The organism is Actinopolymorpha cephalotaxi (assembly GCF_013408535.1).
GTDB lineage: Bacteria > Actinomycetota > Actinomycetes > Propionibacteriales > Actinopolymorphaceae > Actinopolymorpha > Actinopolymorpha cephalotaxi.
Genome location: NZ_JACBZA010000001.1, coordinates 364,843 through 390,868 on the forward strand (window position 1 = coordinate 364,843; position 26,026 = coordinate 390,868).

Here is a 26,026-nt window from a genome sequence, read left to right on the forward strand (position 1 = left end):
GCCCGGGCCCGGCGGGTCAGGACCTGAGGGTGTTCTCGTGCCTGGCGAGCGGGAAGCGCACCAGCCCCGAGGGCAGTGCGACGGCCTGCACCCGCTGGTCGTGCCGCTGGGCGGGGAGGTCGTCGTCGACGAGCTCACCCTCGTGCAGGACCGCGCAGCGGAACGCGTCCCGGGCGGCCCGGACGAGCACCCGGTCGTAGCTGCCGCCGCCGCGGCCGAGCCGCATGCCGGAGCGGTCGACGGCGAGCCCGGGTACGAGAACCGCGTCGGCGGTGCCGACGGCGGTGGGACCGAGCCGTGGGCCGGTCGGCTCGAGCAGGCCGCGGGTGGCCCGGACCAGGTCGTCGGGCCCGGTGTAGACCGCCCAGTCGAGGTCGTAGTCGGCCTCGAGGACCGGCAGCAGGACCCGGATGCCGCGCTGGCGGAGTGCGTCCAACAACGGACCCGTGCCGGGCTCGTTGCCCACTCCGACGTACGCCGCGACCACCGCGGCCCGGCTCACCTCGGACACGCTGAGCAGCACGTCACGAAGCGCGACGGCCGCCGCCTGCAGGTCGGGCGGGCGCAGCCGAGCCCGCCGCCCTAGCACGCGGCGGCGCATTTTCTCCTTGGCAAGCTGCCTGTCAGGCGGCGGGAAGCTCTCGGCCTGCATGGTTCGTTATCTTCTCTCAACATTCGGGTAGACGCATCACTTCCGGGAAATGACCAACCAGATCAACCGACCGTGCGCAAATTTTCCGGCATGGTCTACAGATCGTGACCGGTCCGCGTAGGCGATGCTGTACGCGCAGTGATCAGCGGCCAGGCTCGGCGGTGCTCCGGAGCGAATACCCCCACACCCACTAGGGTTCGGCGCATGGGTCACTCCGCTTCTTCCTCCACTGTCCGTAAGGCCGTCATCCCCGCCGCCGGGCTGGGCACCCGCTTCCTGCCGGCGACGAAGGCGACGCCGAAGGAGATGCTCCCGGTGGTCGACAAGCCCGCGATCCAGTACGTCGTGGAGGAGGCCGTCGCCGCCGGACTCGAGGACGTCCTGATGATCACCGGGCGCGGCAAGCGTGCCCTGGAGGACCACTTCGACCGGGCGTGGGAGCTGGAGGAGACGCTGCGGGAGAAGGGCGACGACGACCGCCTGGCCGAGGTGCAGCTGTCCAGCCAGTTGGCCGACGTGCACTACGTCCGCCAGGGCGCGCCGAAGGGCCTGGGGCACGCGGTCCTGTGCGCCGCGCCGCACGTGGGCGACTCGCCGTTCGCCGTCCTGCTGGGCGACGACCTGATCGACGAGCGCGACCCGCTGCTGCCCGCGATGATCGACGTCCAGCGCGAGAAGGGCGGCAGCGTCGTGGCACTGATCGAGGTGGAGCCCTCGCAGGCCCACCTCTACGGCTGCGCCGCCGTCGAGGCCACCGACCGCGAGGACGTCGTGCGGATCACCGACCTGGTGGAGAAGCCGGACCCGTCGGAGGCGCCGAGCAACCTCGCGATCATCGGCCGCTACGTGCTGGCCCCGGAGGTGTTCGACGTACTCCGCGACACCAAGCCCGGGCGCGGTGGGGAGATCCAGCTCACCGACGCCCTGCGCACCCTGGCCGGGCGCAAGGCCGAGGAGGGCGGCCCGGTGCACGGCGTCCTCTTCCGCGGCCGCCGCTACGACACCGGCGACCGCGCCGACTACCTCCGCGCGACGGTGCGGCTGGCGGCCGAGCGGGACGACCTCGGGCCGGAGTTCCTGTCCTGGCTGCGGGAGTTCGTGGCGGAGAAGGACGGGCAGGACGGTCACGACGGCGGCAACGGCAAGGACGGCAAGGGCAAGTAGCAGGACGGGCGGGGTCGGTGGGACGGCCCGGGCCGGGACGCAGACGCGCGGTACGTGCGGTGAGATCGGAGGACCCGCGGTGAGAACCGTCGACGAGCACCTCGCCCAGGCGCTGGCCGCCGTGCAGCAGCTGCCGCCGTTCCAGCAGCACCTGCTGGACGCGCAGGGGTGCGCGTTGTGTGAGGACGTCGAGGCCGGCCTCGACCTCCCGTCGTTCGACAACTCCTCGATGGACGGGTACGCCGTCCGGCGGAAGGACGTCGAGACCGCGAGCGAGGACTCGCCCGTGGTGCTTCCTGTCATCGGCGACCTGCCGGCGGGCGGGGTGGAGGCACTCGCCCTCGCACCCGGCATGGCCCTGCGGATCATGACCGGAGCCCCGATCCCACACGGCGCGGACGCGGTCGTCCCCGTCGAGTGGACCGACGGCGGCGTGGCCAAGGTCTCGATCACCCAGGCGCCCGGCGACCGCGACTACATCCGGCGGCGCGGCGAGGACGTCCGCACCGGCCAGCTGCTGGTCCGCGCGGGTACCCGGCTGGACGCCCGCCGGATCGGGCTGCTCGCCTCGGTCGGCCGCGACGTCGTGTGGGTACGCCCGCGGCCCCGCGTGGTCGTTCTCTCCACCGGCTCGGAGCTGCGCGAACCCGGCCAGCCGCTGGGCGTGGGCGCCATCTACGACTCCAACAGCTTCACCCTGGCCGCCGCCGCACGGGAGGCCGGCGCGATCGCCTACCGCGTGGTGGGCGTGCCCGACGACGAGCGGGAGTTCATGCGGGTGCTGGAGGACCAGCTGGTCCGGGCCGACCTCGTGGTCACCAGCGGCGGCGTCAGCGTCGGCGCCTACGACGTGGTCAAGTCGGTGCTGAGCCGGCTCGGCACGGTGGAGTTCACCAGCGTCGCGATGCAGCCGGGCAAGCCGCAGGGGTTCGGGGTGGTCGGTGAGGACTCCACGCCGATCTTCACCCTGCCCGGCAACCCGGTCAGCGCGTACGTCTCCTTCCAGGTGTTCGTACGCCCGGTGCTGCGCAAGATGCTCGGACTCACCCCGCACGTGGCGCCGACGGTCACCGCCACCGCGACCGGCGGGTGGACCTCGCCCGAGGGAAAGCAGCAGTACACCCGGGTGCGCTACTCCGTCGACGAGGACGGCCGCGCCCACGTCGCCCCGGTCGGTGGGCCCGGATCGCACCTGGTGGGCGGGCTGGCCGAGGCCAACGCGCTCGCGGTCGTACCCGAGGACGTCACCCAGGTCGAGGAGGGCACGACCATGAACGTCATGCTGCTCGACGCCGAGGCCGCGGGCGGGGCTTCGTCCGGCTGAGCACTGTGTGGCCCGGGCTGAGTGCGGTGGCCCAGGAACACCCGGTGACCCAGGAAGAGAAAGGCGGCGGATGTCGGAACCAGCACGGCCCCGTGGTCTCACCCACGTGGACGAGTCCGGGGAGGCCCGGATGGTCGACGTGTCCGGCAAACAGGTGTCCGCCCGGACCGCGCGCGCGACCGGGCGGGTGCTCGTCAGTGCCGAGGTGGTCGCGTTGCTGCGCGGTGACGGGGTACCCAAGGGCGACGCGCTCGGCGTCTCCCGGGTCGCCGGCATCATGGGCGCGAAGCGGACACCCGACCTCGTTCCGCTGTGCCACCCCATCGCCCTGACCGGTGTCAAGGTCGACCTGACAGTGGCCGACGACGCGGTGGAGATCACCGCGACCGTACGCACCGCCGACCGGACCGGCGTCGAGATGGAGGCCCTCACCGCGGTCTCGGTGGCGGCCCTGTCCGTGGTCGACATGGTGAAGGCCGTCGACCCGGGCGCGGTGATCACCGACGTCCGGGTCGAGGAGAAGGCCGGGGGAGTCTCCGGCGACTGGCGGCGACCGTCGTGAGAGCGCTGGTGGTGACGGTGTCCAACCGCGCGGCCGCGGGCGTCTACGCCGACCGGGCCGGGCCGGTGCTCGTCGAGGGACTGGCGGACCTGGGCTTCGAGGTGGACGGGCCGCGGGTGGTGCCCGACGGCGAGCCGGTCGGCGAGGCACTCCGGGAGGCCGTCGCCGCGGCGTACGACGTGGTGCTCACCACCGGCGGCACCGGCCTGAGCCCCACCGACCGGACGCCGGAGGTCACCCGGCCGCTGCTCGACCGGGAGGTTCCGGGTTTGGCGGAGGCGATCCGGGCGTATGGTCTCGGGCGCGGCATACCTTCGGCGAGCCTGTCCCGCGGCCTTGCCGGGCTCGCGGGACGCACCCTCGTGGTCAACCTGCCGGGTTCGACCGGAGGTGCGCGGGACGGCCTGGCCGTGCTCGCACCGGTGCTCGTCCATGCCGTCGACCAGGTGGCCGGCGGCGACCACGCGCCCGGCGATCATGTACCCCACGATCATGTCCCCGGCGATCACGCGGGAGGTGCACGCTGACCAGGACCTGGCCGGTACGGCTTTCCGAGGGCCCCGTCGGGCTGCGCCCGCTGCGCACCCGTGACGCCCGCGCCTGGCGGGACGTCCGCGCGCGCAACCTCTCCTGGCTCTCGCCGTGGGAGGCAACGCCGCCGGCGGGCGTCGAGCCGCGTCCGCGCACGTTCCGGTCGATGGTGCGGATGCTGCGGGCGCAGGCGCGCGCCGGCATCTGCCTGCCGTTCGTGGTGACCTACACCGAGCCGCCGGCGCCGGGCGGGCGGAGCGTGCAGGTCGAACGCCTCGTCGGCCAGTTGACCGTCAGCGGTATCACGCTCGGCTCGGCCCGCTGGGCGCAGATCGGCTACTGGATCGACCAGTCCTACGCCGGCCGCGGCATCATGCCGACCGCGGTGGCGCTGGCCGCCGACCACTGCTTCTTCGTTCTCGGCCTGCACCGTATCGAGATCAACATCCGCCCGGAGAACGCAGCCAGCCTTCGGGTGGTGGAGAAACTCGGCTTCCGCAAGGAGGGCTTGCGTCCGCGCTACCTCCACATCGACGGCGACTGGCGCGACCATCTGGCGTTCGCGCTGAACGCCGAGGAGGTGCCCGAAGGTCTGCTGAACCGCTGGCGCCGCGCTCAGCGAAGCTCGCCTCCGGAGCAGCGAGGGAGCTCCGAACAGCACGGCAGCAACGCGCCACCGGGCTGAGTCCGGCCGGGTTCGGGCCGGGTTCGGGACGGGTTCGGGACGGGTTCGGGACGGGTTCGGGGCGAGCCTGGGAAGAAGTCCGGGACAAGTCCTGGGGCCAGTCCGGCGACACACCGTGTTACCTGCGCCGGATTCCATGATTTTCTGCGTACGTTCGTCCACGTGGGTACTGGCCTGATCTATGCAGCGATCGTGGTTGCGTGGGCCGTCTACCTCGTCCCCCTCTGGTTACGCCGGCACGACGAGGCGACCGCCGCGCGGCCAGTCGACGACGTCCCCTCCGAGGACGTTCCGTCGACTTCGCGCGTTCTGGCTCGCCGTCAAAGTGCCCGCCCGGCCGAGTCTGGTGGGCAGGTCGCGGTGCCACCGCAGCGCACCTCCTCGACCTCTCCGGAGTTCTCGTCGGCCTTCGCGCACTCGCGCCGGCCGGGGAGTGCTCCGGGTGTCTCCCCGGCGGCTCGCCGCAGACGCACGCTTCTTCTGCTCACCGTCCTGACCACGCTGGCCGCCGTGTTGTCGATGGCCGGCGTCGTCGGCTGGTGGAGTGTTCTGGTGCCGGTCGGGCTGACCGTGGGCTTCCTGATGGTGTCGGCCGCCGCCGCCCGGCAGGAGCGTCGGCAGGTTGATGAGCACCGGTCGATGGACGCGCCGTCGGCCCGTCGGGTGCCCGACGACCGGCAGCGGGCCGACGACCGTCGCGAGATGCCGTCGCCGCGGACCGTGTCGCGTCACGCCGCGCCTGCTGTCACCCGCAACGTCGGTGAGGACCGGATCCGGGACGTCCCGGTCGAGACGCCCACGATCACCGTGGCCGCCTACGAGCCGCCCGTACCCTCAGCGTTCTCCACGCCTTCCACACCTTCCGTCCCGTCGGCTCCCGCCGCCGAGACAGCGCCGCCGGTCGCGTCGGACCGGGTGTCCCTGGGACCGTCGGTGCCGTCCGGTGAGCTGTGGGACCCGGTGCGGGTGCCGTTGCCGACGTACGTCACCAAGGCCAAGGCGCCGCGGACCGTCCGTACCGTCGATCTCGCCCAGTCGGGCGTCTGGGCCGCAGGCGGAACGTCGGCCGACGGCCTGCTGACCCGGCCGGGGGACGCGCCCAAGATGCTGCTCGACGAGTCCGGTGCCGATGATCGTTCCGGCGCGGAGCGGGGGTCCGCCAACGGCGAACAGAAGAGCGGCGACACCGACTGGCGGGCAGTGGGCGACTGAGCCGGTGACCGGTCGATGTGTCCCCGCCGGGGCGGCGGATGCGGTGGCGTTCTGGGTGAGTGCGCGTGCTATCGTCTTGGTCGTTCGCCGCCCGCTACGCACACAGCGGGGGACGTGGCACGGGATGGGGCTGTAGCGCAGTCCGGTAGCGCACCTCGTTCGCATCGAGGGGGTCAGGGGTTCAAATCCCCTCAGCTCCACCACATCTCGAAAGGCCCTGTCGGGATCACCCGGCAGGGCCTTCGTGTGTTCGTCTCCGGGCAGTCCGTAGGCGCGGACGCTAGTCGCCGGTCGTACCGTCGATGGCTTCGCGGATCAGGTCCGCGTGGCCGTTGTGGCGGGCGTACTCCTCGATCATGTGCAGGTAGATCCACCGGAGGTCGCGGTCGGGACCGCCCCACCGGTATGGCACGACGTCGTCGAGGCCCTTGCCGGCCACCGCCTCGCGTGCGGCGACGATCTCGCGCCGGTAGATGTCCAGGTCTGCCTCGGCGTCCGCCGACTCGACGTTGTTGAAGTCGGCGCACCCGTCGGCCTCGGTCCAGTACAGGTCGGGCACGTCCTGGTTCGCGGCGCACTGGCGGAACCACCCGCGTTCGACGTCGGCCAGATGCCGGACCAGACCCAGCAGCGAGAGGTTCGACGACGGAACCCCACGCAGCTTCAGTTGCTCGGGGGTCAGCCCAGCGCACTTCATCAGCAGGGTGTCCCGGTGGTAGTCCAGCCACTGCTCGAGTGCCCTGCGCTCGGCGGCGATGTGATCCGGGTCAGCGCGCTCGATCGGAGGAGCGGTCCATTCGGTGGTCACGACGGCCAACGCTACCTGCCGATAGTGTGCACGCATGTTCGAGGCCGCGCTGGTGAATCTCTACACCGCCGACATCGAGGCGGCTGTCGGCTTCTACCGGAATCTGCTCGGGTTCGAGGAGACCTTCCGAACACCCACCGAAGGTGTTCCGGAGCACGTCGAGCTGCGGCTCGGCGGGTTCACCATCGGGCTCGGCACGGTCGAGGCGGCCAGGAGAGTTCACGGGGTGAACGCCGAACCGGGGAGACCGGCGATGGTTCTGGTGGTCTGGACCCGGGACGTCGACGAGGCGTTCGAGAAGCTGGTCGCTGCGGGAGTGCCCGCGGTCCAGGCACCCCACGATGCCGGCAACAGCAACCGCAACGCGCTGTTGCGCGATCCGGACGGCAACCTCGTGGAGATCGTCTCGAAGGTCTCCTGACGTCGCGGCCGCTCAGTCGAGGCAGAACTCGTTGCCCTCGACGTCCTGCATCACGATGCACGACTCGTTGTGGTCATCGGCCGGCAGGAGCCGTTGGCGTACGGCGCCGAGTGCGACGAGCCGCGTGCATTCGGACTCCAGCGCGGCCAGGCGCTCCTCGCCGACGAGCCCGGTGCCCACCCGTACGTCCAGATGCAACCGGTTCTTGACGACCTTGCCCTCGGGAACGCGCTGGAAGTACAACCGCGGGCCCACACCTGAGGGATCGACGCATGCGAACGCCGAACCCTGGTGCTCAGGCGGCAGCGAGCGATCGAAGTCGTCCCACGTGGCGAACCCGTCCGGAGGCTGCGGTACGACGTACCCCAGCACCTCGCACCAGAAGCGGGCGACACGTTCGGGTTGTGCACAGTCAAAGGTGACCTGGACCTGCTTGACCGACGTCATCGAGCCACCATAGACGCACCCCTCGGCATATCGCACTACTGCGATCTATAGCGATAGCGCGTCACTATGCAGCAGGTGATCCAGGAGCGACTGCGGGCAACAGTGGGCCTCGCTGGACCGTCTGGCGATCGTTCGGTATCCCCATTAGGGTCTGCCCTGCGGCATGGCCGGTTCGCGCGCCCTCGTCCCATCCGGCACGTGAGTGGATGCCCCTCGAAGGGAAGAGCCTGATGATCAGCGACAGCGCAGAGCAATCGCACGTTGACACGCCCGAGGCCAGTGACGTCTGGTGGAAGAGCGCCGTCGTCTACCAGGTTTATCCGCGATCGTTCCAGGACTCGAACGGGGACGGCATCGGCGACGTCCGCGGCATCCTCCAGCGGGTCGACTACCTGGCGGAGCTGGGCGTGGACGTGGTGTGGCTGTCGCCCATCTACCGCAGCCCGCAGGACGACAACGGCTACGACATCAGCGACTACCAGGACATCGACCCCACCTTCGGCACTCTCGAGGATGTCGACGAGCTCATCGAGGCCCTGCACGAGCGCGGCATCAAGCTGGTCATGGACCTCGTGGTCAACCACACCAGCGACGAGCATCCCTGGTTCGCCGAGTCCCGGTCGTCGGTCGACAACCCGAAGCGGGACTGGTACTGGTGGCGGCCGGCCCGGGAGGGCATGGAGCCGGGCACCCCTGGGGCGGAGCCGACGAACTGGGGCTCGGTGTTCTCCGGCCCGGCCTGGGAGTACGACGAGACCACCGGCGAGTACTACCTGCACCTGTTCAGCCGCAAGCAGCCCGACCTGAACTGGGAGAACCCCGAGGTCCGTCAGGCCGTGTACGCGATGATGCGGTGGTGGCTGGACCGCCGGATCGACGGGTTCCGGATGGACGTCATCAACCTCATCTCCAAGCATGTCCGCCCCGACGGGTCCCTGCCGGACGTGCCCGCGGAGGACGGGTTGTACGGAAGCGCGTTCGCGGCGACGGTCAACGGACCGCGGCTGCACGAGTTCCTGCAGGAGATTCACCGCGAGGTGTACGAGGGCCGCCGCGACGGGCTGCTCCTGGTTGGGGAGACCCCGGGCGCGACCGTCGAGGACGGCAAGCTCCTCACCGACCCGGCGCGCCACGAACTGGACATGGTGTTCACGTTCGAGCACGTGTCCCTGGACCACGGCCCGGCCGGGCGGTTCGACGTCGTTCCCCTCGACCTGCGCGACCTGAAGGCGACACTCGGCCGGTGGCAGACCGGGCTGGAGCAGGCCGGGTGGAACGCGTTGTACTGGAACAACCACGACCAGCCCCGGGTCGTCTCCCGTTACGGTGACGACGGCGCCTACCGTCGCGAGTCGGCCATGATGCTCGCGATCGTGCTGCACCTGCACCGCGGCACTCCGTACGTCTACCAGGGCGAAGAGCTCGGGATGACCAACGCCTACTTCACCTCCCTCGACGAGTACCGCGACATCGAGTCGCTCCGGTTCGCCGCGTCGGAGCGGCAGCGCGGTCAGCTCAACGACGAGGAACTGCTGAGCTGGCTGGCCGCGGGCAGCCGCGACAACGCGAGAACCCCGATGCAGTGGGACGCCACACCGCAGGCGGGGTTCACGACCGGGCAGCCGTGGATCGACGTGAATCCCCACCACGACACCATCAACGCCGCCGCCGAGGTGGCCGACCCCGACTCGGTCTTCCATCTCTACCGACGGCTGATCGCCCTGCGCCACGAGGATCCGGTGGTCCAGCGTGGCGACTTCCACCTGCTGCTGCCCGACGACCCGCACATCTACGCGTTCACCCGTACGTGGGGCGATGAGCAGTTGCTCGTGCTGGGCAACTTCTCCGGCACCGAGCAGACCGTGCCGGTCGGCCCCGACTGGGACCAGGCGGCACTGGTCATCGGCAACTACCCGGCATCGCCGGCCACCGGCGGAGGACAGATCGTTCTGCGAGCGTGGGAAGGGCTCGTGCTGCGCCGGGCACCGATCCGGTAGTCGCCGTCAGGTGAGCAGAGCCGCCCGGTGGGCCAGTACGAACTCCGCCGCGATCCGGTAGCCCTGCGCGTGATCCTCCTCGCGATGCACCTCGAAGCTCGGGTCCCCGGCGCGTACCTGCCCTGCGATGTGGGCGCCGATCGAGAGCAGTCGCAGGGCGGCGAGGTCGACGATCTCCTCCGGCGTCACCCCGCTGCCGTACGCCTCGGCGAACATCCTCAGCCGGGCGGCTCGGTCCGGCTCGGTGTCCCAGCCGAACGCCTTCAGCCCCGCGGGCGGGTGGAACGGCACGAACTGGTGTGCCGCGTACGCCAGATCCCACACCCGGTTGGAAGGGCCGACGCTGTCCCAGTCGATGATGCCGACGACCCGGCTTCCGTCGAAGACGATGTTCCACGGGGCCAGGTCGTGGTGGCCGATGCAGTCGATCCGGGTCGGCATCGCGACGTCCTGATGGTGCCAGGCGGCCGGGTCCACCGGTTCGAAGCCCTGGGTGGCGTCGTGCATGGCGCGAATCGCGCGGGCGACCTCCACCAGCGCCTCGTCCGATCGCTGCGCGGCCGGAAGCGGGGGGTAGCCGGTCTCGCCCTCGACGAAGCTCAGCACCTCCCGGCTTCCGTCGGCACTGACGCCGAGGAACCGTGGCGCGAGTTCGAATCCGACGTTCTCGAAATGCCGCAGGAGCGCGTGCACGTTGGGGTTTCGGTGCCGAAGGTCACGTTCGACCGTGTCTCCCCGGCGAACCGGCTTCGCGAAGCGGCCACCAGACATTGCCTCAGCCATCCGGCGAGCGTACCCACGGCAGGCTGTCAGTCGCCGAGCCGGACCCGGCGCAGGACGACCAGCGCCGCCAGCGCGGACACCACCTCACCCATGGCCAGGCTGACCCACACCCCGGACGAACCCGTGTGGCTGAACGCGACCACGAGCGGGACCTTGATCACAAGGATCGTACCGACCGAGATGAGGTACGACGGGCGCGCTCGCCCCAGCGACTGGAAGTACGCCGACACCAGCGGTGCGACCCCCGCGACGGCGAACCCGAGCGCGATGATGCGCAGGGCGTTCCGGGTCGTCGACGCGACCTCGGGGTCGTCGACGAAGGCCGCCACGAGCGGGCCGGCGAACCCGACGACCGCGACGAGGACGAGTACGCCGTAGCCGACGGTGGCGCGCAGGGACAGGGTTCGTGCGCGCAGCACCCTGTCGTACAACCCGCTCCCGGCGTTGTAGCCGACCACGGGTTGCAGGCCCTGGCTGATGCCGAGTTGGGGCATCATCGCGAACGTCTGGATCCGTGCGCACACGGCGAACGCGGCCAGCGCCGTCGCGCCGCCGACACGCGAGAGCGTCGTGTTGACCAGCACCGCCAGCAGGGTGGCTCCGAAACCGGCGAGGAACGACGGAGCGCCGACTCCGAGCAGGGCGCGGATCGTCGGTGGATGGGGGCGGAGGTCGGCCAGGCCGATCCGGTACGGCCGGTGCCGCTGGCCGAAGAAGAACCACAGGCTCATCGCCGCGGAGACCGCCTGCCCGCCGACGGTGCCGATCGCCGCGCCGCGCACGCCGAGGTGGAACCCGAAGATCAGCAGGGGATCGAGCGTGATCTGCACCAGGACCGGAACGAGCCACAGCATGGTCGAGAACCGCATGCGCCCCTCGGCCCTTACCAGGCTGGAGAATCCGGTGGAGAAGATCGCTCCGGCGAGGAGGACGATCGCGTACTCGGCCGCCGGCTCGCGGGTGCTCCCGACGGCGCCGAGCAACGTCAGCAGGGGGTCCAGCGCGAGCAGGCCCACTACGGTCACCAGGACGGCTGTCGCCCAGAACACCACGAACGCGTTGCCGGCGGCCCGGGCGGCAGACCGTGGGTCGTTCGCCCCGAGGCTGCGTGACACCAGCGAGGCGCCACCGACCCCGACCGTCGTCGACACCGCGCCGAGGATCAGCAACACGGGCGTTGCCAGGTTAACTGCGGCCATCGCGAGGGGGCCCACCCCGCGTGCGACGAACCACGCGTTGGTCAGCGCGTAGATCCCGTAGACGCCCACGGACAGCGTGGTCTGCGAGCACGTGTGCCACAGCAGCCGGCCGACCGGCGCGGTGCCCAGCGCCGTCGCGTGGTCGATCGGCGAACGCCTGCCCGGGGGCGCACTCACCATGCGCTGCTCACCACGCACTCACCGAACCGCTCATCGGGGCCGGCGGCCGAACCGCGTCATGAGGTCGGCCACCTGAACCCGCGCCCAGTCGTACTGACTGCTGTCGGTGTGCCCGCGGTAGACGGTCTCGATCACCATGATGAGCACCAGGTGCAGGCAGTACAGCCGCCGGCGCACCTGCTCGGTCTCGGTGAGTTCGCGTTGTCCGTAACCGCGCATGAACGCGGCCGCGTCGCCGAACGCCGCGAGTTGGGTGGGCACGAAACCGGCCTCGATCAGCGGATCGCCGTAGAACGCGCGCTCGTGGTCGATGATGCTCACGATCTTCCCGTCGCGGACCAGGACGTTGCTGTCCCACAGGTCCCACTCGACGTACCTGGGCTGGACCACCTCGTCGAGTGTCCCGGCGTGGGCGTCGAACACCTCGCGTACGACGTCGTAGTCCCAGCCGATGTCGACCTGACGGCGTTCACCGTCACGCAGCACGTCCTCGACCATGCGGGTGAACACCGCGCGCCAGCTCTGGTCGAAGGGACCGGCGAGCGGGCCGAATCCCGTGCCACGGATGGAGTTGAGCTCGCGGTTGGCCGCGCCGAGAGCCTCCTGGTATGAATCCAGAACGGCGGGTGTCAACTCGTCCTTGACGATACCGAGGTTGTCGGCGTCGACGTACGGCATGAAGAAGTAGTCGGCATCGCACAGCTCGTGACTGCTGTCGGCGAAGTCGACCGTCGGCACCGGCACGGTGGTCCGCTCCCGGATGAGGCGCAGTGCGGCCAGCTCGATGCCCATCGCGCCGCGTTCGTACGTCATCACCTCGACACCGGCCGGTGGCGCGATCTTGACGACGACGGCCGTGCCGTCACGCAGCCGGATCCGGTACGCGACGTTGAACCACCCGTGCCCCAGCTCGCTCACCCAGTCGTCGCCGTCCGCCGGAACCTGGTCCGGACCGTAGGCGCGCGCGACCATCGCCTTCAGCGTCCGCGGCGACTGGCGGTTCTTGGTGATGCTCTCCATTGATCCCTGCCCGTGGCCGGAGGTATGCGACGGACGCAGCCTCCCAGCAGCCGCCGACAACGACAAGGCGGTGGCCAGCGGCTGGGAACGCGCGGTTCGGCCCTTCTCGCCTATGGACAACGGCGGCACCCGCGCTCAGTCTCGGTGCCATGAACCTCTATCTCCTCGGCACCGGGACGTGGTGGTGATCCTGGTGGTCCTGGTCGGCAGACGCCTCGGCAAGCCCCGGTCGTTCCGGAAGCACGTCGGGCCGAAACAGAAGTACGAGCGCGGCACGAGCCGGGCCCTCACCCGCTCGGCGCCGCGCGGCTCGTCGTCGTGGCACGGAGGTGGGGACGCCGGTGCTGTCGGGTTCTACGGCGGGGGCTACGGAGGCGGCGGCGATGGCGGAGGCGGTGGTGGTGACTGCGGTGGCGGGGGAGGCGACGGCGGAGGGGGCGGATGCTGACCTGGTCGCCCAGCCTTGTGGACACGGCCGTCGCCCGGGATCATCCTCGGTGCCATGGGGTACGTCGTGGGCACGTGGATCATCGGAATGATTCTCCTGCTGCTCCTCGTGCATTTCCTTGACGGTCGCTCGGACCGCAAGCGCCAGATGAAAGGAACCAAGGACCAGGGGCCGACCCTGCCCTTCACCCACTCCATTCCCTGGGACGGGGGGCGGAGTAGCGCCAGTGGTGGCAGTGGTCGTGCCTTCGGCGCTGACGGCGGGGGCGGCTTCTTCGGCGGAGACGGCGGCGGTGGATGGGGCGGCGGCGACTGCGGCGGGGGTGATGGAGGCGGAGGTGGCGGCGACGGCGGATGCTGATCTCCGGAGCCCGCCCAGGTTGAGTAGTTTCGCCTATAGGCACGATGATCGTCGGGACTCATGCTCGACCACATGACCTTTCTCTGGGCAGTCGCGGGGGTAATAGTGGCCCTGGTGGTGTTGGGCATCCTCAACATCCGCCAGCACCGGAAGCAGAGCGATGTCGTCTGGGACAACGATCGCGGTGCCGTCCAGCCCCGCGTCGACTCCGACATGCGCACCACGCGTCCGGCGTGGGGCAACTGGTTCAGTCTGGGCAGCGGTGGGGGCGGCGCCGAGAGTGAACAGGAGCGGGAAGAGCGCTACCGCCGCAGGTGACGGCGGGCAGTCGCTTCCCGGCCATCGGGGGGTACGGACGATGGTGCCGGCGGGCGCCGGGGGTGGTGGATCGTAGGGTCGGCGCATGCCGCCACCCGCACGATCCGGGCGCCCCGCCCGCCGCCTGCCGGCCCGGCCCCGGCTGCCGAAGACCCTGACCGCCGCGGTGCTCCCGCGCGACGACCTGGCCGACGAGGGTCACCTGCGCCGGCTCGCCTACTCCGACCTCGACCTCGCCGAACGCGACGTCACCTCCTGCGACGTCGAGGAGTGTCTCTTCGAGGGCGTCGAGCTGCGCGGTGGCGTCCTGGCGAAGTCGACGTTCGCCGACTGCCGGTTCGAGCGCTGCGACCTCGCCAACCTCACCACGACGAGTTCCTCGCTGATCCGGTGCGAGCTGCGTGGTCTGCGTACCACCGGCCTGCACTGGACCGACGGCACCATCCGGGACGTCGTCTTCGACCAGTGCCGGCTGGACCTGTCCGCGTTCCGGTTCAGCACCCTGACCGCGGTGCGGTTCACCGGCTGCCGCCTGACCCAGGCCGACTTCACCAACGCCGACCTGCGCAACGCGCGCTTCGACGACTGCGACCTGTCCGGCGCGCAGTTCGCGCACGCCGACCTGACCGGCGCCCGGCTCCGCAACTGCGTGCTCGCCGGCGTACGCGGCGTGGAAAGCCTGCGCGGCGCCGTGATCGACCCCGACGACCTGGTGGCGTTGAGCTACGCCCTGGCCGGTGCGCTCGGGATCGTCATCGGGACCGGCGACGATGCCGACGACCAGCCCGGCGACCGGTCCGGCGACGACTGAGCAGTGCGTACGTACGTCAGTCGCGGAACAGCAGCGGGGCCACGTTGTACAGGCTGGCCCGCCAGGTCTGCCACTCGTGCGCGGTGCCCGGCGAACGATACGTGCGGTGGTGGATGCCCTGCTTGCTCAGCACCGATTCCATCGAGGTGAGCACCTCGTCGAACCACTGCTCGCCGGTGCCTGCGGACAGCCACAGCAGCCTGGTCCGCGCGTTGAACGCGTCCGCGTCGGCCAGCACGCCACCGAACGCCGTCTCCGGGTCGAGCGGTTCGAACACCGCGGCGCTGAGCCCCACGACGCTCGCGAAGGTGTCCGGATTGGTCAGCCCGACCGACAGCGCCTGCGCACCGCCCATGGACAGCCCGGCCAGGGCGCGCGAACGCCGGTCGGGGACGGTGCGGTAGGTGGCGTCGATCATGGGTACGACGTCACGTAGGAGCAGGTCGCCGAACACCGTGAGCAGGCGTTCGGACAGTTCCGGTATGGACCCCGGCTCGGCCGGGACCGCGCCCGGCTCCAACGTGTAGCCGTTGTTCATCACCACGATCATCGGCTCGGCCTCACCGCGGTCGATCAGGTTGTCCAGGATGAAGTTGGCCCGGCCCTGGGTGGTCCAGCCGCGCTCGTCCTCACCCGCCCCGTGCTGCAGGTAGAGCACGGGGTAGCGCCTGCCCGGGTCGTCGTCGTACCCCGGAGGCGTGTAGACCAGGCAACGCCGCCACGTGCCGGTGGTCGCCGCGCGGAACCACCGCGTCCGGACCTCGCCGTGCGGCACGTCCAGCAGGTCGTGGAAGTCGGTGTCCGGGTCGGGGACCTCCAGGCCGCTGGTGGGCCGGCCGTAGCCGAAGAACGTCTCGGTGTTCGGGTCGTTGGTGGGTACCCCGTCCACGAGCAGCCAGTAGTAGTAGAAGCCGGGCCTGACCGGCGGGGTTGTCAGCGTCCAGGTGCCGTTCTCGCCGCGGGTGAACGGCAGCGTCCTCCCGGCGGCCAGCCCGCTCTCGTGGCCGCCCGGTTGCAGCTCGACCGTGTGCGCGGTCGGGGCCGAGACGGAGAACGTCACCGCGCGGTCGGCATGGATCCAGGGGTGTTCGGCGGTGCGCACCGCCGACGGGGAGCGCTGCCCGTGGCTGGTTTCCGGCGTGGAATCGGGGATCATGGGCTCCACCTTCGCTGGTCGCTTCCGGCCCTGGCCTGGGCGTCGCGTCCTACCTTCGCATCGTTGGCCCTCGTGGTCACGCGGCCCGGAACACCCAGCGGCGCAGCAACAGGAACCGCAGCAGGGTCGCGGCGAGGTTGGCGGCCACCACGACGGCCAGTTCGACCCCGCGACCGGGTGCGGCCACGCCCGCGTGCAGCAGCGCGAGCGAGCCGCTGGTGAGCGCCAGCCCCAGGCCGAACACCAGCAGGCCCTGCGCCTGGTGGCGACCGGCCGCCTCCCGGCCGCGCACGCCGAAGGTGAGCCGGCGGTTCGCGGCCGTGTTGGCGACCGCGGTGACCAGCAGCGCGAGAAGGTTGGCCGCCTGGGCGCCGACACCGGGGCGAAGCGTGACGAACAGCCCGAGGTAGGCGAGCGTGCTCAGGACTCCGACGGCACCGAAGCGCAGCAACTGCCGGGACAGGCCGGCGGGCACCCCAGCGGCGAGTGGTTCGGGACGGCCGCGCCCGAACTCCGCGCGTACCCGGGCCAGCGGCAGCCGGCCGGTGGTGAACGCCCGACCGAGGCGGACGATGCCGCGCAGATCCTCCAGGGCGGTGGCCACGATGTCCACCCGGCTGTCGGGGTCGTCGGTCCAGTCCACCGGAACCTCGTGGATGCGCAGCCCGGCGCGTTCGGCGAGGACCAGGAGTTCGGTGTCGAAGAACCACCCGCTGTCCTCGACGAGGGGCAGCAGCCGGCGGGCGACGTCTCCGCGGATCGCCTTGAACCCGCACTGCGCGTCGGAGAACCTGGCGACCAGCGTCCCGCGCAGCAGGAGGTTGTAGCAGCGGGAGACGAGCTCGCGCCTGGGCCCGCGCAGGACGCGTGACTGCCGGGTGAGCCTGGTGCCGATGGCGAGGTCGGAATGCCCGGACAGGATCGGTGCCACCAGCGGAAGCAGGGCAGCCAGGTCGGTGGACAGGTCCACGTCCATGTAGGCGAGGACGGGTGCCGGTGAGTCCGTCCACACCGTACGCAACGCGCGGCCGCGCCCCTTCAGGTCCAGGTGAACGGCCTCCACCTCGGGGTACTCCGCCGCGAGTTCGGTGGCGATCGCCCAGGTGGCGTCGGTGCTGGCGTTGTCGGCGATGGTGATGCGGCACGGGTACGGCACGTAGGTGCTTAGGTGATCGCGGAGCCGGCGTACGCACCGAGGAAGGTCGGCCTCCTCGTTGTGGACCGGAATCACCACGTCCACAACGGGTCTGCCGGGATCGGGCCGGTGGTCGTGGCGTACGGCGTGCACGGAGGTGGTCGAGGTCGTGGGTGTGGTCATGGGCGTGGTCGCGGTCGTCATGCAAGCCAGAGTTGACGCGGCGGCTATGAGCGATGTGTGGTGAAACTGTGGGACGGCTGTGACGTGCCGGAGCCCCACGCGCCCTGGCAGACGCGCACGTCCTCGCGACCGGCAGGGCGCGCCGGTCGCGAGGACGTAAGGTGAAGGCGGGCCGCGACGGGGTCCGCCGCGGACGTCGGTGGTCCGGTGTCAACTGCTGCTTGCGGTACTCCCGCTGGTGCTTCCGTCGACGCTTGCGGCGTTCGTCGCGGTGAGGTCGTAGACCTGCACTCCGTCGACGGTCGTGGACGGGAAGGTGGCCGCGACCCAGGCGGCGATCCCGGCCGAGGTCGAGTTCGTGCCGCCGCGCATCCCGGGGGGTCCGCCCGGACCTGCGGCCCGGGAGTTCTGCGAGGTGTCCTTGACCGAACCCAGCGCCTCCATGCCGCCGGCGATGAAGTAGTGCACCTTGCCGGCGGCTACGTAGGCCTTGAACTGCGCGAGCGTGGGGGCCGGATCGCTGCCGTTGAACCCGCCGATCGGCATCACCGGCTCACCGGTGGCGAGCTGGTAGCCGGACGCGCTGTTGGACCCCACCGTCGCGGCGACCCAGGTGTAGGAGCTGGCGTCCTGCTCGAGCATCGCGGTGAGCTTCGCGCTGGGCGTACTGCCGTTCAGCAGTGCGCCCATGCCGCCCGCCCTGCCGCTGCCTGCTCGGCCGCCGGGTGGTGGCCCGGCCGGAAAACCCCTTGCAGCGTTGCCGTTTCCGTCACCACGCATACCTGTTGGACCGCCCATGCCGCCGGGTCTGACACCCATCCCACCGGGCCCGCCCATCCCACCGGGCCCGCCCTGACCGGCCGGGCCGGCCGACGGGATGGACCCGCCCTGAGTGGTGGACGCGGTGGCCACGGAGTAGCTCAGCGGACCGGCGAGCATCGTCACCAGTGCCACCACGGCGCCGGCCCGCGCCACCGCGCGCCGCCGCGCGCCGAAGAGAAGTCCCAGTGCCGCCACCCCGCCGGCGACCAGGATGGCCGGGCGCAGCCATGGATTCCACTCCGGTGTGCGGCCCAGCAGGACGTAGGACCAGAGGGCGGTGCCACCCACCACGACGGCCAGTACGACCCGCGCCGGGAGCCGGTCACGAAGCCGCCACAGGCCGACCGCGCCGATGCCCACCAGCGCGCCGATCGCGGGTGCCAGCGCGACGGTGTAGTACGCGTGGATGATGCCCGCCATGAAGCTGAACACCAGCGCGGTGACCACCAGCCAGCCGCCCCACAGCAGCAGGGCGGCGCGGGTTCGGTCGGTCCGCGGAGCACGCCGGGTCAGCCACAGCCCGACGAGGAGGAACGCCAGTGCGGCCGGGAGCAGCCAGGAGATCTGCCCGCCCATCTCCGCGTTGAACAGCCTGCCCAGGCCGGTCTGCCCACCGAAGGCGGCACCCGGCCCGCCGCCACCGCCGAACCCACCCTGCTGCGCGCCCGGGCCGACACTGCCCGTCTCGTTCCCGGTCAACCGGCCCAGGCCGTTGTAGCCCAACGTCAGTTCGAGGACGCTGTCGGTCTGCGAGCCGCCGACGTAGGGTCGGTACTTCTCCGGTACGAGTTCGACGATCGCGATCCACCAGCCTGCGCCCACCACCATGGCCAGCCCGGCGAGCAGAAGCTGACCGATCCGCCGCCACAGCCCGGTGGGCGCGGCGAGCAGGAAGACCAGCGCGAGTGCGGGCAGGACGAGCAGTGCCTGCAGCATCTTCGTCAGGAAGCCGAACCCGATCAGCACGCCGGCGAGCATCAGCCACTTCGTGCTCGCGCGCTCGGTCGCCCGCACCGTGGCGTAGGCCGCCAACACCAGCAACAGGACCAGCAGCGCGTCCGGGTTGTTGAACCGGAACATCAACGTGGCAACGGGTGTGGTCGCCAGCACCAGACCGGCCAGCAGGCCGGCGGCAGGGGAGAACCACCGGCGTACGGTCGCGTAGAGGACGCCCACCGAGGCCACCCCGGCCAGCGCCTGCGGCACCAGGATGCTCCACGAACTGAGACCGAAAGCCCTTACCGACAATGCCATCAGCCACAGGGAGGCGGGCGGCTTGTCCACCGTGATGGAGTTCGCGGCGTCGGAGGACCCGAAGAAGAACGCCTTCCAGCTCACCGATCCCGCCTGGACCGCCGCCGAGTAGAAGCTGTTGGCCCAGCCGGAGGCGCCGAGCCCCCACAGGTAGAGCACGCCGGTGGCCACGAGCAGAGCGAGCAGTGCCGGGCGTACCCAGCGCGGGTCGCCGGGCCGGCGCAGAAGTGTCGTCGTCATGCCCGCAAGCGTCTTCGGGCGGGCTGTGCGAGAGCTACCGGACGGCTGTGAGTGGGCTGTGCGGTTCCAGTGGTCGTGGCTGCCGTACGGGCAGCTCCAGCGTGAACTCCGTACGACCGGGCGCGCTGTCAACCCGTACTTGCCCGTGGTGCGCCTCGGTGACCGCGGACACGATCGCGAGCCCGAGGCCGGTGCTGCCGGCCGCCCGGGACCGGGACGTGTCGCCGCGGGCGAAGCGTTCGAAGACGACCGGGAGAAGCTCCGCCGGGATGCCCGGACCCTCGTCGCACACACCGATCCGCACCCGCCTTCCCGTCCTCGCCAGGCTGACGGTGACCCGGGTGCCGGGCGGGGTGTGCGTACGGGCGTTGGTGAGCAGGTTGGCCAGCACCTGGTGCAGCCGGTGCTGGTCTCCGGTGACGACCACCGCCTCGGCAGGCAGGCGCAGCTCCCACCGGTGGTCCGGGCCGGCCACCCGGGCGTCGTTGACCGCGTCCACGAGCAGGCAGGACAGGTCCACCTCGTCCTGAGCCAACGGCCGTCCGGCGTCCAGCCGCGCCAGCAGCAACAGGTCGTCCACCAGGGTGGTCATCCGGGCGGCCTCGGACTCCACCCGGCCGATCGCGTACGCCACGTCGCCGGGCACCTGCTCGTGGCCGCGCCGGGTCACCTCGGCGTACCCGCGGATCGCCGCGAGCGGTGTCCGCAGCTCGTGACTGGCGTCGGCGACGAACTGCCGGACCCGGGTCTCGCTCCGGTGCCGGGCGACGAGCGCGTCCGCGACGTGGCCGAGCAGCTGGTTGAGGGCGGCGCCGACCCGGCCGACCTCCGTACGCGGATCGGTGTCGATCGCGGGCACCCGTTCGGACAGCGCGACCTCGCCTTGGTGCAGGGGGAGTTGGGCGACCCGGGTGGCGGTCGCGGCGACGCGGTTCAGCGGCCGCAGGCTGCGCCGCACGATCGTGGCGCCGGCGAGGAACGCCGCCAGCAGGCCCAGGGCGGCGACCCCGGCGACGACGCCGGCCACCTGCACGACGGTGCGGTTCACCGGTTCCAGGGAGAGGCCGGTGACGAGGACGTCGCCGTCCGGCGTCCGGGCCGCGATCAGCCGGTAACTGCCGACTCCGGCGAGGTCGAGGGTGTGCGGCTGCCCGTCGGCCGGGAGCCGGGTGAGAGCCGAACGCGCGGCGAAGGAGGGTTGGAGCAGGTCACCGGAGGAGTCCAGGACGCCGGCGTCGGTGACCGTCCCGTCGACCAGCCGGGCGCCGAGAGTGCCCACGCCCATGCCGGGCGCGCCGAGGAACCTCAGTCCCGCGGGGAGATCGGACGGCCGGTGCGGGGCGTCACCCGGAGGGCGCTCCGCGGTCGCGGTGCGACTGGCCGCGGCGGCGAGCTGGTCGTCGAGCTGACCGGTGAGCGAGGTGTGCAGCGCCAGCAGCGTGACCGTCGCCACCACCGCGCACACCAGCAACGACACCGCAGTCAATGCCGCCACCAGCCGCGTCCGCAGCGTCCACCCGTTCGGCGTCAACGCCCGCTTGACACCGCTCACGGCAGCAACCACGGCAGGACCCCTGGCGGTGCTTCCGGCATCCTCACGGCGCGGATCCGTAAGCCTGCTTGAGCACGTAGCCCGCGCCCCGCATGGTGTGGATCATCGGCGCCCGTCCGGCATCGATCTTCTTGCGCAGGTAGGAGATGTAGAGCTCCACGACGTTGGCCTGGCCGCCGAAGTCGTAGCTCCACACCCGGTCCAGGATCTGCGCCTTGCTCAGCACCCGCCGCGGGTTGCGCATGAGATAGCGCAGCAACTCGAACTCCGTGGCGGTGAGGCTGACCAGATCACCGCTCCGGCGTACCTCGTGGCTGTCCTCATCGAGAGTGAGATCGCCGACGACCAGCAGCGCGTCCTCACGGGTCGTCGTGGTGACCGTACGCCGCATCAAACCGCGGAGCCGGGCCACGACCTCCTCCAGGCTGAACGGCTTGGTCACGTAGTCGTCGCCGCCGGCGGTCAGCCCGGCGATCCGGTCCTCGACCGCGTCCTTGGCGGTGAGGAAGAGTACGGGCACCCGCGGGTCCTCGCCCCGCATCCGGTGCAGCACCTCCAGGCCGTCCAGGTCGGGGAGCATCACGTCGAGCACCACCGCGTCCGGCTGGAACTCCCGGGCGACGCGGACGCCCGCGCGACCGGCGTCGGCGGTGCGCACGTCCCAGCCCTCGTAGCGCAGCGCCATCGCCAGCAGGTCGGTGAGGGTCGGCTCGTCGTCGACGACCAGCACCCGGACGGGTCCGCCGTCGGCCCGGCGCAGTGCCGGTGAAGCCGGTGAGTGGGAGGAGTCCGGTCGGGTAGCCGAGGTCGTACGCGTCATGCGGGCATCGTCACTGCGAAGTCTGTGCGGAACCTCAACGATTGCTGTGAACAGGCTGTGACCCCGCGGAGGATTTCGTACGCACGGCCAACGCGCCCGGACGTCCGTTGTGCGACGTTCGTCCCTCTGGCAGGCAGCCGTCGCGAAAGCCCTGCGTGACCACACCGTTTCGCCGCGCACCCGGGCAACCGGACGGTCGGGGCGGTCCGGCCGCGGCGTCCGCGCGAACCTTGGAACGCCGTAATCTTCAACTGTCCTGAGTCGTCCGCCGGGCGACTCCCAGCCGCCACCCAAGGAGGTGGATGTGCGCTTCCTCCACGACCGGGTCCCCGAGCAGGACCTCACCTACAGCGACGTCTTTCTCGTCCCGAACCGCTCGATCGTCTCCTCCCGGCTGGACGTCGACCTGGCGACGTCAGACGGCAGCGGGACGACCATCCCGATCGTCGCGGCGAACATGACCGCGGTGTCCGGACGGCGGATGGCGGAGACGATCGCCCGGTGCGGCGGCCTGGCGGTGATCCCGCAGGACATCCCCGTCGAGGTGGTGTCGGAGGTGATCGGCTGGGTCAAGGACCGGCACACCGTGTACGACACCCCGATCACGATGGCCCCGTCCGGCACCGTCGGCGAGGCACTCAACCTGCTGCCCAAGCGCGGGCACGGCGCGGTCGTCGTGGTCGAGGACGGCCGGGCCGTCGGGGTGGTGACCGAGGCCGACTTCGAACGTGTCGACCGATTCGCCCAGCTGGCCTCGGTGATGTCGCGTGAGCTGCTCTCCCTGCCCGACGGCATCCACGCCGAGGACGCGTTCAACCAGCTCCACGACGGCCGGCACCGGCTGGCTCCGGTGGTCGGCGACGACGGCCGGATCGTGGGGCTCCTCACCCGCGAACGCGCCCTGCGGGCAGCCCTCTACAACCCGGCCGTCGACGCCGCCGGCAGGCTGCGGGTCGCCGCGGCGATCGGCATCAACGGCGACGTCGAGACCAAGGCGAAGGCGCTCCTCACCGCCGGGGTGGACGTCCTCGTGATCGACACCGCGCACGGGCACCAGGAACGCACCCTCGAGGTACTGCGTATCGTCCGCCGGCTCGACCCGCAGGTCCCGGTCGTGGCGGGCAACGTCGCCACCGCCGAGGGCGTGACCGACCTGGTGGAGGCGGGCGCCGACATCGTGAAGGTCGGCGTCGGGCCCGGCGCCATGTGCACCACCCGGATGATGACCGCGGTGGGCCGGCCGCAGTTCTCCGCGGTGCTGGAGTGCGCCGCCCGGGCACGCGAGCTGGGCAAGCACGTGTGGGCCGACGGCGGCGTCCGGCACCCGCGCGACGTGGCCCTCGCCCTGGCGGCCGGGGCGTCCAACGTCATGGTGGGTTCGTGGTTCGCCGGAACGTACGAGTCGCCCGGTGACGCACACCGTGACAGCGACGGCCGGCTCTACAAGGAGAACTTCGGCATGGCCTCCGCCCGGGCGGTCGCGTTGCGAACGGCGGAGGACACGCCGTTCCAGCAGGCCCGCAAGGGGCTGTTCGGCGAGGGAATCTCCACCTCCCGGATGTACCTCGACCCGGAGCGGCCGAGCGTGGAGAACGTCCTCGACGGGATCGTCGCCGGGGTGCGCAGCTCGTGCACCTACGTCGGCGCGGCCGACATCGAGGAGTTCCACGCCCGGGCGGTGGTCGGGGTGCAGACCGCGGCCGGCTTCGCCGAGGGAATGCCACTCGCGACCAGCTGGTGATCTCCGGTTGTGACGAGGCGGGCAAGCGGGCTCGTTCCGGCAAACCGGGACGCGCCAGCCGAACGTCCCTCGGCGCGGTGACCAACGACTCTCCTGAGCCCGCCCGCCCGATGCTGAAGTGAGGTGGCAAGGGAAACCCTTCGGCGCAGCGGCATGGCAGCGGGGGTGAACGATGCAGTGCCGCGCCGCGGGCGAGAGGGGTTTCCCTTGCCGCGTTGAAAGATCTGCGCCAGCAGCGGCCCGAAGCCGGGGGAGGGTCCGATGTTGACCGTGGCAGTCGTGGGGAGTGGGGGCGCCGGTCCCGGTGCCTGGGACGTCGGCCCGCGGATCGTGGCGCGGCTGACCGGAGACCGGCTGACCGGGGGGCAGCCGGTCCCGGGTCAGCGAGCGTCCGGGGAGCAGACGCACGTCGAGGGCGTGCAGGTCCTGGCCAGCACCGATCTGCCCGTACGCCTGCTGAGTGCGGACAGCGGCCTGGACGAGCTGATCATGGTCGAGTCGACCCGCGCCGGCGGTACGCCGGGTTCGATCCGGCAGTCGGTCATGGAGACCCACGGCCCCGGCCGGCCCGAGCCCGGGACGACCGCACCCGGCGGGGTCATGGGAGCGCTCACGTCCCTGCACCTGCCGCCCCGGGTCGTGGTCTTCTCCGTGGAGGCCGGCCTCGAGGACGGCTCCGGGGACGGCGAGGCCACCAGCGTGCTCGCCGACCGGGCGGTCGACGAGGTGTTCGACCTGGTGATCGCCGAGCTTCGCCGGCTGGACGCGTCCCAGCGGTTGGCGTAGGAACTCAGCGGTCGTCGTAGAGCACGTCGAGCACGTCGCGCGCGGACACGATGCCGACAGCGCCCGGCCGCGCCCGCGCCCGCAGCGGAACATGGCGTACGTGGTGCCGGCGCATCAGTTCGGCGACCTGCAGGATCGGGTCGCTCGGGCGGGCCCAGACGATGTCGTCGGCGTCCACACCGACCACGTCCGCGGACCACACCTCGTCCGGGTCGCCGCCGCCAGCGACGGCGCGGACGATGTCGCGCTCGGACAGGATGCCCGCCGGTACGCCGTTCCGGTTCACGACCAGCGCGCCGACGTCGGCCTCGGCGAGGAGTTCGGCCGCCGACCGCAGGGTGCTCGCGGCGTCGACGGTACGTACGGGAGAACGCATGATCCGCTCGACCGGGTCGTGCCGGCCCACCGGGACGGCGTTCTCGCCCCTGCCGCTCCTCGCCCGCGGAACCCGCGCGGCGTCCTCGAGATCCGCGGTGTCCCCGGGGCCTGCGGTGTCCTCGGTCTCCCCGGTCCCGGCGGGCAGCACGATCGCCTCCGGGCCCGGATAGATGAACGACTCGTGCCCGTCGTCCCAGACCACGCGGTACTCCGGTGACTCGGGTGTGCCCAGCACCTCGCGTACTGTCCCGTGCCGGCGGTGCGCCCGATCGGGCTCGTGGGCCAGGACGATGCGGTCGCCGACGTGGACGGTCATCTCACTCCAGCCGGACCTGGGACGTGTTTCAGGAGGGCGGGCTGGTCCCACTGTCGCGACGGCCGCCGGGCAGGCCCCAGAGCCGAAGGTCCCGTACGGCTCAGGCGGTGTGCCGGTGCCAGCCCGGCCCGGGGCGGCGACCCGATCGTGGCCGGTGCCACGGGTCGGTGGCCGCGCGGTGCAGGCTCCTCAGCAGGCCGATCTCGGCGGCGAAGCGGGTGACCTCGGTGTTGACCCACGCGGCGACGTACCCGAACGGCCGGGTGCCCCGCTGCAGCCACTCCGCCCGCGCGGTGGAGTCGAGGTCGGTGTCCTCCAGTGCGGACAGGCCCCGGCTCCAGCCGTCCCGGACCGAACGCAGCCAGTCCAGGGTCGCCTCGCCGTCTCCGGGCCAGTCACCCGAGGGCGGATGGTCGCCGAACTCCGCGCCGAAGCACCGCTCCGACGTCTCGGCCCACCACGAGCCCAGCCGCCAGGTCAGCCAGCCGATCGTGCGGGCCGGCTCGGGGTGGACGGAGAGGTCGGTCATCGGCCGGTCGGCGGTCCACCGCCCGTCCGGTTCCCGGCGTACGGTCCACGCTCCGGGAGCCGGCTCCCACAGGTAGGCGGAGTTGTCGAGGTCGCCCAGGTGGACCTCGAGCAGCGACCACGCGACGTCGAGCTGCCAGCGCAGCAGCGCGATCCGCGGTGTGCCCTGCGTGTTCGAAATGTCTGCCACTGC

General features: G+C 71.3%; 25 protein-coding genes and 1 tRNA gene. 13 read left to right on the forward strand and 13 right to left on the reverse strand.

Annotated elements, in window-relative coordinates:
• Nucleotides 1-16: 16 nt before the first annotated feature.
• Nucleotides 17-601, reverse strand: a complete 585-nt coding sequence (locus FHR37_RS01600) for a 5-formyltetrahydrofolate cyclo-ligase (RefSeq protein WP_092881426.1) — start codon at nucleotides 599-601, stop codon at nucleotides 17-19.
• A gap of 255 nt (nucleotides 602-856) precedes the next feature.
• On the opposite strand from FHR37_RS01600, the gene galU reads away from it, so the two are divergent.
• From galU to FHR37_RS01635, 7 genes are all read left to right on the forward strand, one after another.
• Entirely contained in the window at nucleotides 857-1,816 is a 960-nt protein-coding gene (gene galU, locus FHR37_RS01605; RefSeq protein ID WP_092881428.1) for a UTP--glucose-1-phosphate uridylyltransferase GalU, read from the forward strand.
• A 79-nt stretch (nucleotides 1,817-1,895) separates the two neighbouring features.
• Entirely contained in the window at nucleotides 1,896-3,140 is a 1,245-nt protein-coding gene (gene glp / locus FHR37_RS01610) for a molybdotransferase-like divisome protein Glp (protein WP_092881430.1), read from the forward strand.
• 70 nt (nucleotides 3,141-3,210) lie between these two features.
• On the forward strand, nucleotides 3,211-3,702 hold the full coding sequence (moaC, locus tag FHR37_RS01615) for a cyclic pyranopterin monophosphate synthase MoaC (protein ID WP_092881432.1): 492 nt from the start codon (nucleotides 3,211-3,213) through the stop codon (nucleotides 3,700-3,702).
• On the forward strand, nucleotides 3,699-4,229 hold the full coding sequence (locus tag FHR37_RS01620; protein ID WP_202817911.1) for a MogA/MoaB family molybdenum cofactor biosynthesis protein: 531 nt from the start codon (nucleotides 3,699-3,701) through the stop codon (nucleotides 4,227-4,229). The genes moaC and FHR37_RS01620 overlap by 4 nt, the downstream gene beginning before the upstream one ends.
• A 50-nt stretch (nucleotides 4,230-4,279) precedes the next feature.
• Entirely contained in the window at nucleotides 4,280-4,918 is a 639-nt protein-coding gene (locus tag FHR37_RS01625) for a GNAT family N-acetyltransferase (protein ID WP_330831776.1), read from the forward strand.
• 162 nt (nucleotides 4,919-5,080) lie between these two features.
• Nucleotides 5,081-6,130, forward strand: coding sequence for a divisome protein SepX/GlpR (sepX, locus tag FHR37_RS01630; protein ID WP_092881436.1), 1,050 nt, complete (start codon nucleotides 5,081-5,083; stop codon nucleotides 6,128-6,130).
• 126 nt (nucleotides 6,131-6,256) lie between these two features.
• Nucleotides 6,257-6,333 (forward strand) — tRNA-Ala (locus FHR37_RS01635).
• 77 nt (nucleotides 6,334-6,410) lie between these two features.
• Here the strand turns inward: FHR37_RS01635 and FHR37_RS01640 are convergent.
• Nucleotides 6,411-6,938, reverse strand: coding sequence for a DinB family protein (locus tag FHR37_RS01640; RefSeq protein WP_237768591.1), 528 nt, complete (start codon nucleotides 6,936-6,938; stop codon nucleotides 6,411-6,413).
• Between the two features lie 34 nt (nucleotides 6,939-6,972).
• On the opposite strand from FHR37_RS01640, the gene FHR37_RS01645 reads away from it, so the two are divergent.
• On the forward strand, nucleotides 6,973-7,359 hold the full coding sequence (locus FHR37_RS01645; RefSeq protein WP_092881441.1) for a VOC family protein: 387 nt from the start codon (nucleotides 6,973-6,975) through the stop codon (nucleotides 7,357-7,359).
• Between the two features lie 12 nt (nucleotides 7,360-7,371).
• Here FHR37_RS01645 and FHR37_RS01650 read toward each other — a convergent pair whose 3' ends face one another.
• Nucleotides 7,372-7,806 (reverse strand): VOC family protein, encoded by a 435-nt coding sequence (locus FHR37_RS01650; protein ID WP_092881443.1) that lies wholly within the window; start codon nucleotides 7,804-7,806, stop codon nucleotides 7,372-7,374.
• A 230-nt stretch (nucleotides 7,807-8,036) separates the two neighbouring features.
• Here FHR37_RS01650 and FHR37_RS01655 point away from each other — a divergent pair, with 230 nt between their 5' ends.
• On the forward strand, nucleotides 8,037-9,803 hold the full coding sequence (locus FHR37_RS01655) for a glycoside hydrolase family 13 protein (protein ID WP_202817912.1): 1,767 nt from the start codon (nucleotides 8,037-8,039) through the stop codon (nucleotides 9,801-9,803).
• 6 nt (nucleotides 9,804-9,809) lie between these two features.
• Here the strand turns inward: FHR37_RS01655 and FHR37_RS01660 are convergent, their stop codons facing one another.
• From FHR37_RS01660 to FHR37_RS01670, 3 genes are read right to left on the reverse strand one after another with little or no spacing between them, the layout of a single operon-like run.
• Nucleotides 9,810-10,586: a phosphotransferase enzyme family protein gene (locus tag FHR37_RS01660; RefSeq protein ID WP_092881447.1), complete on the reverse strand. Its 777-nt coding sequence runs from the start codon at nucleotides 10,584-10,586 to the stop codon at nucleotides 9,810-9,812.
• Nucleotides 10,587-10,612: 26 nt separating this feature from the next.
• Nucleotides 10,613-11,965 (reverse strand): MATE family efflux transporter, encoded by a 1,353-nt coding sequence (locus tag FHR37_RS01665; protein WP_092881449.1) that lies wholly within the window; start codon nucleotides 11,963-11,965, stop codon nucleotides 10,613-10,615.
• Nucleotides 11,966-11,995: 30 nt separating this feature from the next.
• Entirely contained in the window at nucleotides 11,996-12,985 is a 990-nt protein-coding gene (locus FHR37_RS01670; protein WP_092881451.1) for a phosphotransferase family protein, read from the reverse strand.
• Nucleotides 12,986-13,853: 868 nt separating this feature from the next.
• Between FHR37_RS01670 and FHR37_RS01675 the strand changes: the two genes are divergently transcribed.
• Nucleotides 13,854-14,111 carry a hypothetical protein gene (locus tag FHR37_RS01675; RefSeq protein ID WP_092881453.1) on the forward strand — a complete coding sequence of 86 codons (258 nt, stop codon included), beginning with the start codon at nucleotides 13,854-13,856 and terminating at the stop codon, nucleotides 14,109-14,111.
• Nucleotides 14,112-14,196: 85 nt separating this feature from the next.
• Nucleotides 14,197-14,922, forward strand: coding sequence for a pentapeptide repeat-containing protein (locus FHR37_RS01680; protein WP_092881455.1), 726 nt, complete (start codon nucleotides 14,197-14,199; stop codon nucleotides 14,920-14,922).
• Between the two features lie 16 nt (nucleotides 14,923-14,938).
• Here the strand turns inward: FHR37_RS01680 and FHR37_RS01685 are convergent, their stop codons facing one another.
• The 5 genes from FHR37_RS01685 to FHR37_RS01705 form a co-directional block, all read right to left on the reverse strand.
• On the reverse strand, nucleotides 14,939-16,078 hold the full coding sequence (locus tag FHR37_RS01685) for an alpha/beta hydrolase-fold protein (protein ID WP_092881457.1): 1,140 nt from the start codon (nucleotides 16,076-16,078) through the stop codon (nucleotides 14,939-14,941).
• A gap of 76 nt (nucleotides 16,079-16,154) precedes the next feature.
• The gene (locus tag FHR37_RS01690; RefSeq protein WP_237768592.1) at nucleotides 16,155-17,417 is read right to left on the reverse strand and encodes a bifunctional glycosyltransferase family 2/GtrA family protein; all 1,263 of its coding nucleotides are present in this window, start codon (nucleotides 17,415-17,417) and stop codon (nucleotides 16,155-16,157) included.
• A 189-nt stretch (nucleotides 17,418-17,606) separates the two neighbouring features.
• Nucleotides 17,607-19,712: an ArnT family glycosyltransferase gene (locus FHR37_RS32270; protein ID WP_092881461.1), complete on the reverse strand. Its 2,106-nt coding sequence runs from the start codon at nucleotides 19,710-19,712 to the stop codon at nucleotides 17,607-17,609.
• A 34-nt stretch (nucleotides 19,713-19,746) separates the two neighbouring features.
• A complete protein-coding gene (locus tag FHR37_RS01700) occupies nucleotides 19,747-21,264 on the reverse strand; it encodes a sensor histidine kinase (RefSeq protein WP_092881463.1) in 1,518 nt (505 codons plus the stop codon).
• A gap of 43 nt (nucleotides 21,265-21,307) precedes the next feature.
• Complete coding sequence (locus FHR37_RS01705; protein WP_092881465.1) at nucleotides 21,308-22,084, reverse strand: response regulator transcription factor; 777 nt, start codon at nucleotides 22,082-22,084, stop codon at nucleotides 21,308-21,310.
• A 304-nt stretch (nucleotides 22,085-22,388) separates the two neighbouring features.
• Here FHR37_RS01705 and FHR37_RS01710 point away from each other — a divergent pair, with 304 nt between their 5' ends.
• Nucleotides 22,389-23,825, forward strand: coding sequence for a GuaB1 family IMP dehydrogenase-related protein (locus FHR37_RS01710; RefSeq protein ID WP_092881467.1), 1,437 nt, complete (start codon nucleotides 22,389-22,391; stop codon nucleotides 23,823-23,825).
• Nucleotides 23,826-24,086: 261 nt separating this feature from the next.
• On the forward strand, nucleotides 24,087-24,611 hold the full coding sequence (locus tag FHR37_RS01715) for a hypothetical protein (RefSeq protein ID WP_092881469.1): 525 nt from the start codon (nucleotides 24,087-24,089) through the stop codon (nucleotides 24,609-24,611).
• A gap of 4 nt (nucleotides 24,612-24,615) precedes the next feature.
• On the opposite strand, the gene FHR37_RS01720 is transcribed toward FHR37_RS01715, so the two are convergent.
• Both FHR37_RS01720 and FHR37_RS01725 read right to left on the reverse strand, forming a co-directional pair.
• Entirely contained in the window at nucleotides 24,616-25,305 is a 690-nt protein-coding gene (locus tag FHR37_RS01720; RefSeq protein WP_092881471.1) for a CBS domain-containing protein, read from the reverse strand.
• A 100-nt stretch (nucleotides 25,306-25,405) separates the two neighbouring features.
• A complete protein-coding gene (locus tag FHR37_RS01725; protein WP_092881473.1) occupies nucleotides 25,406-26,023 on the reverse strand; it encodes a DinB family protein in 618 nt (205 codons plus the stop codon).
• Nucleotides 26,024-26,026 lie beyond the last annotated feature (3 nt).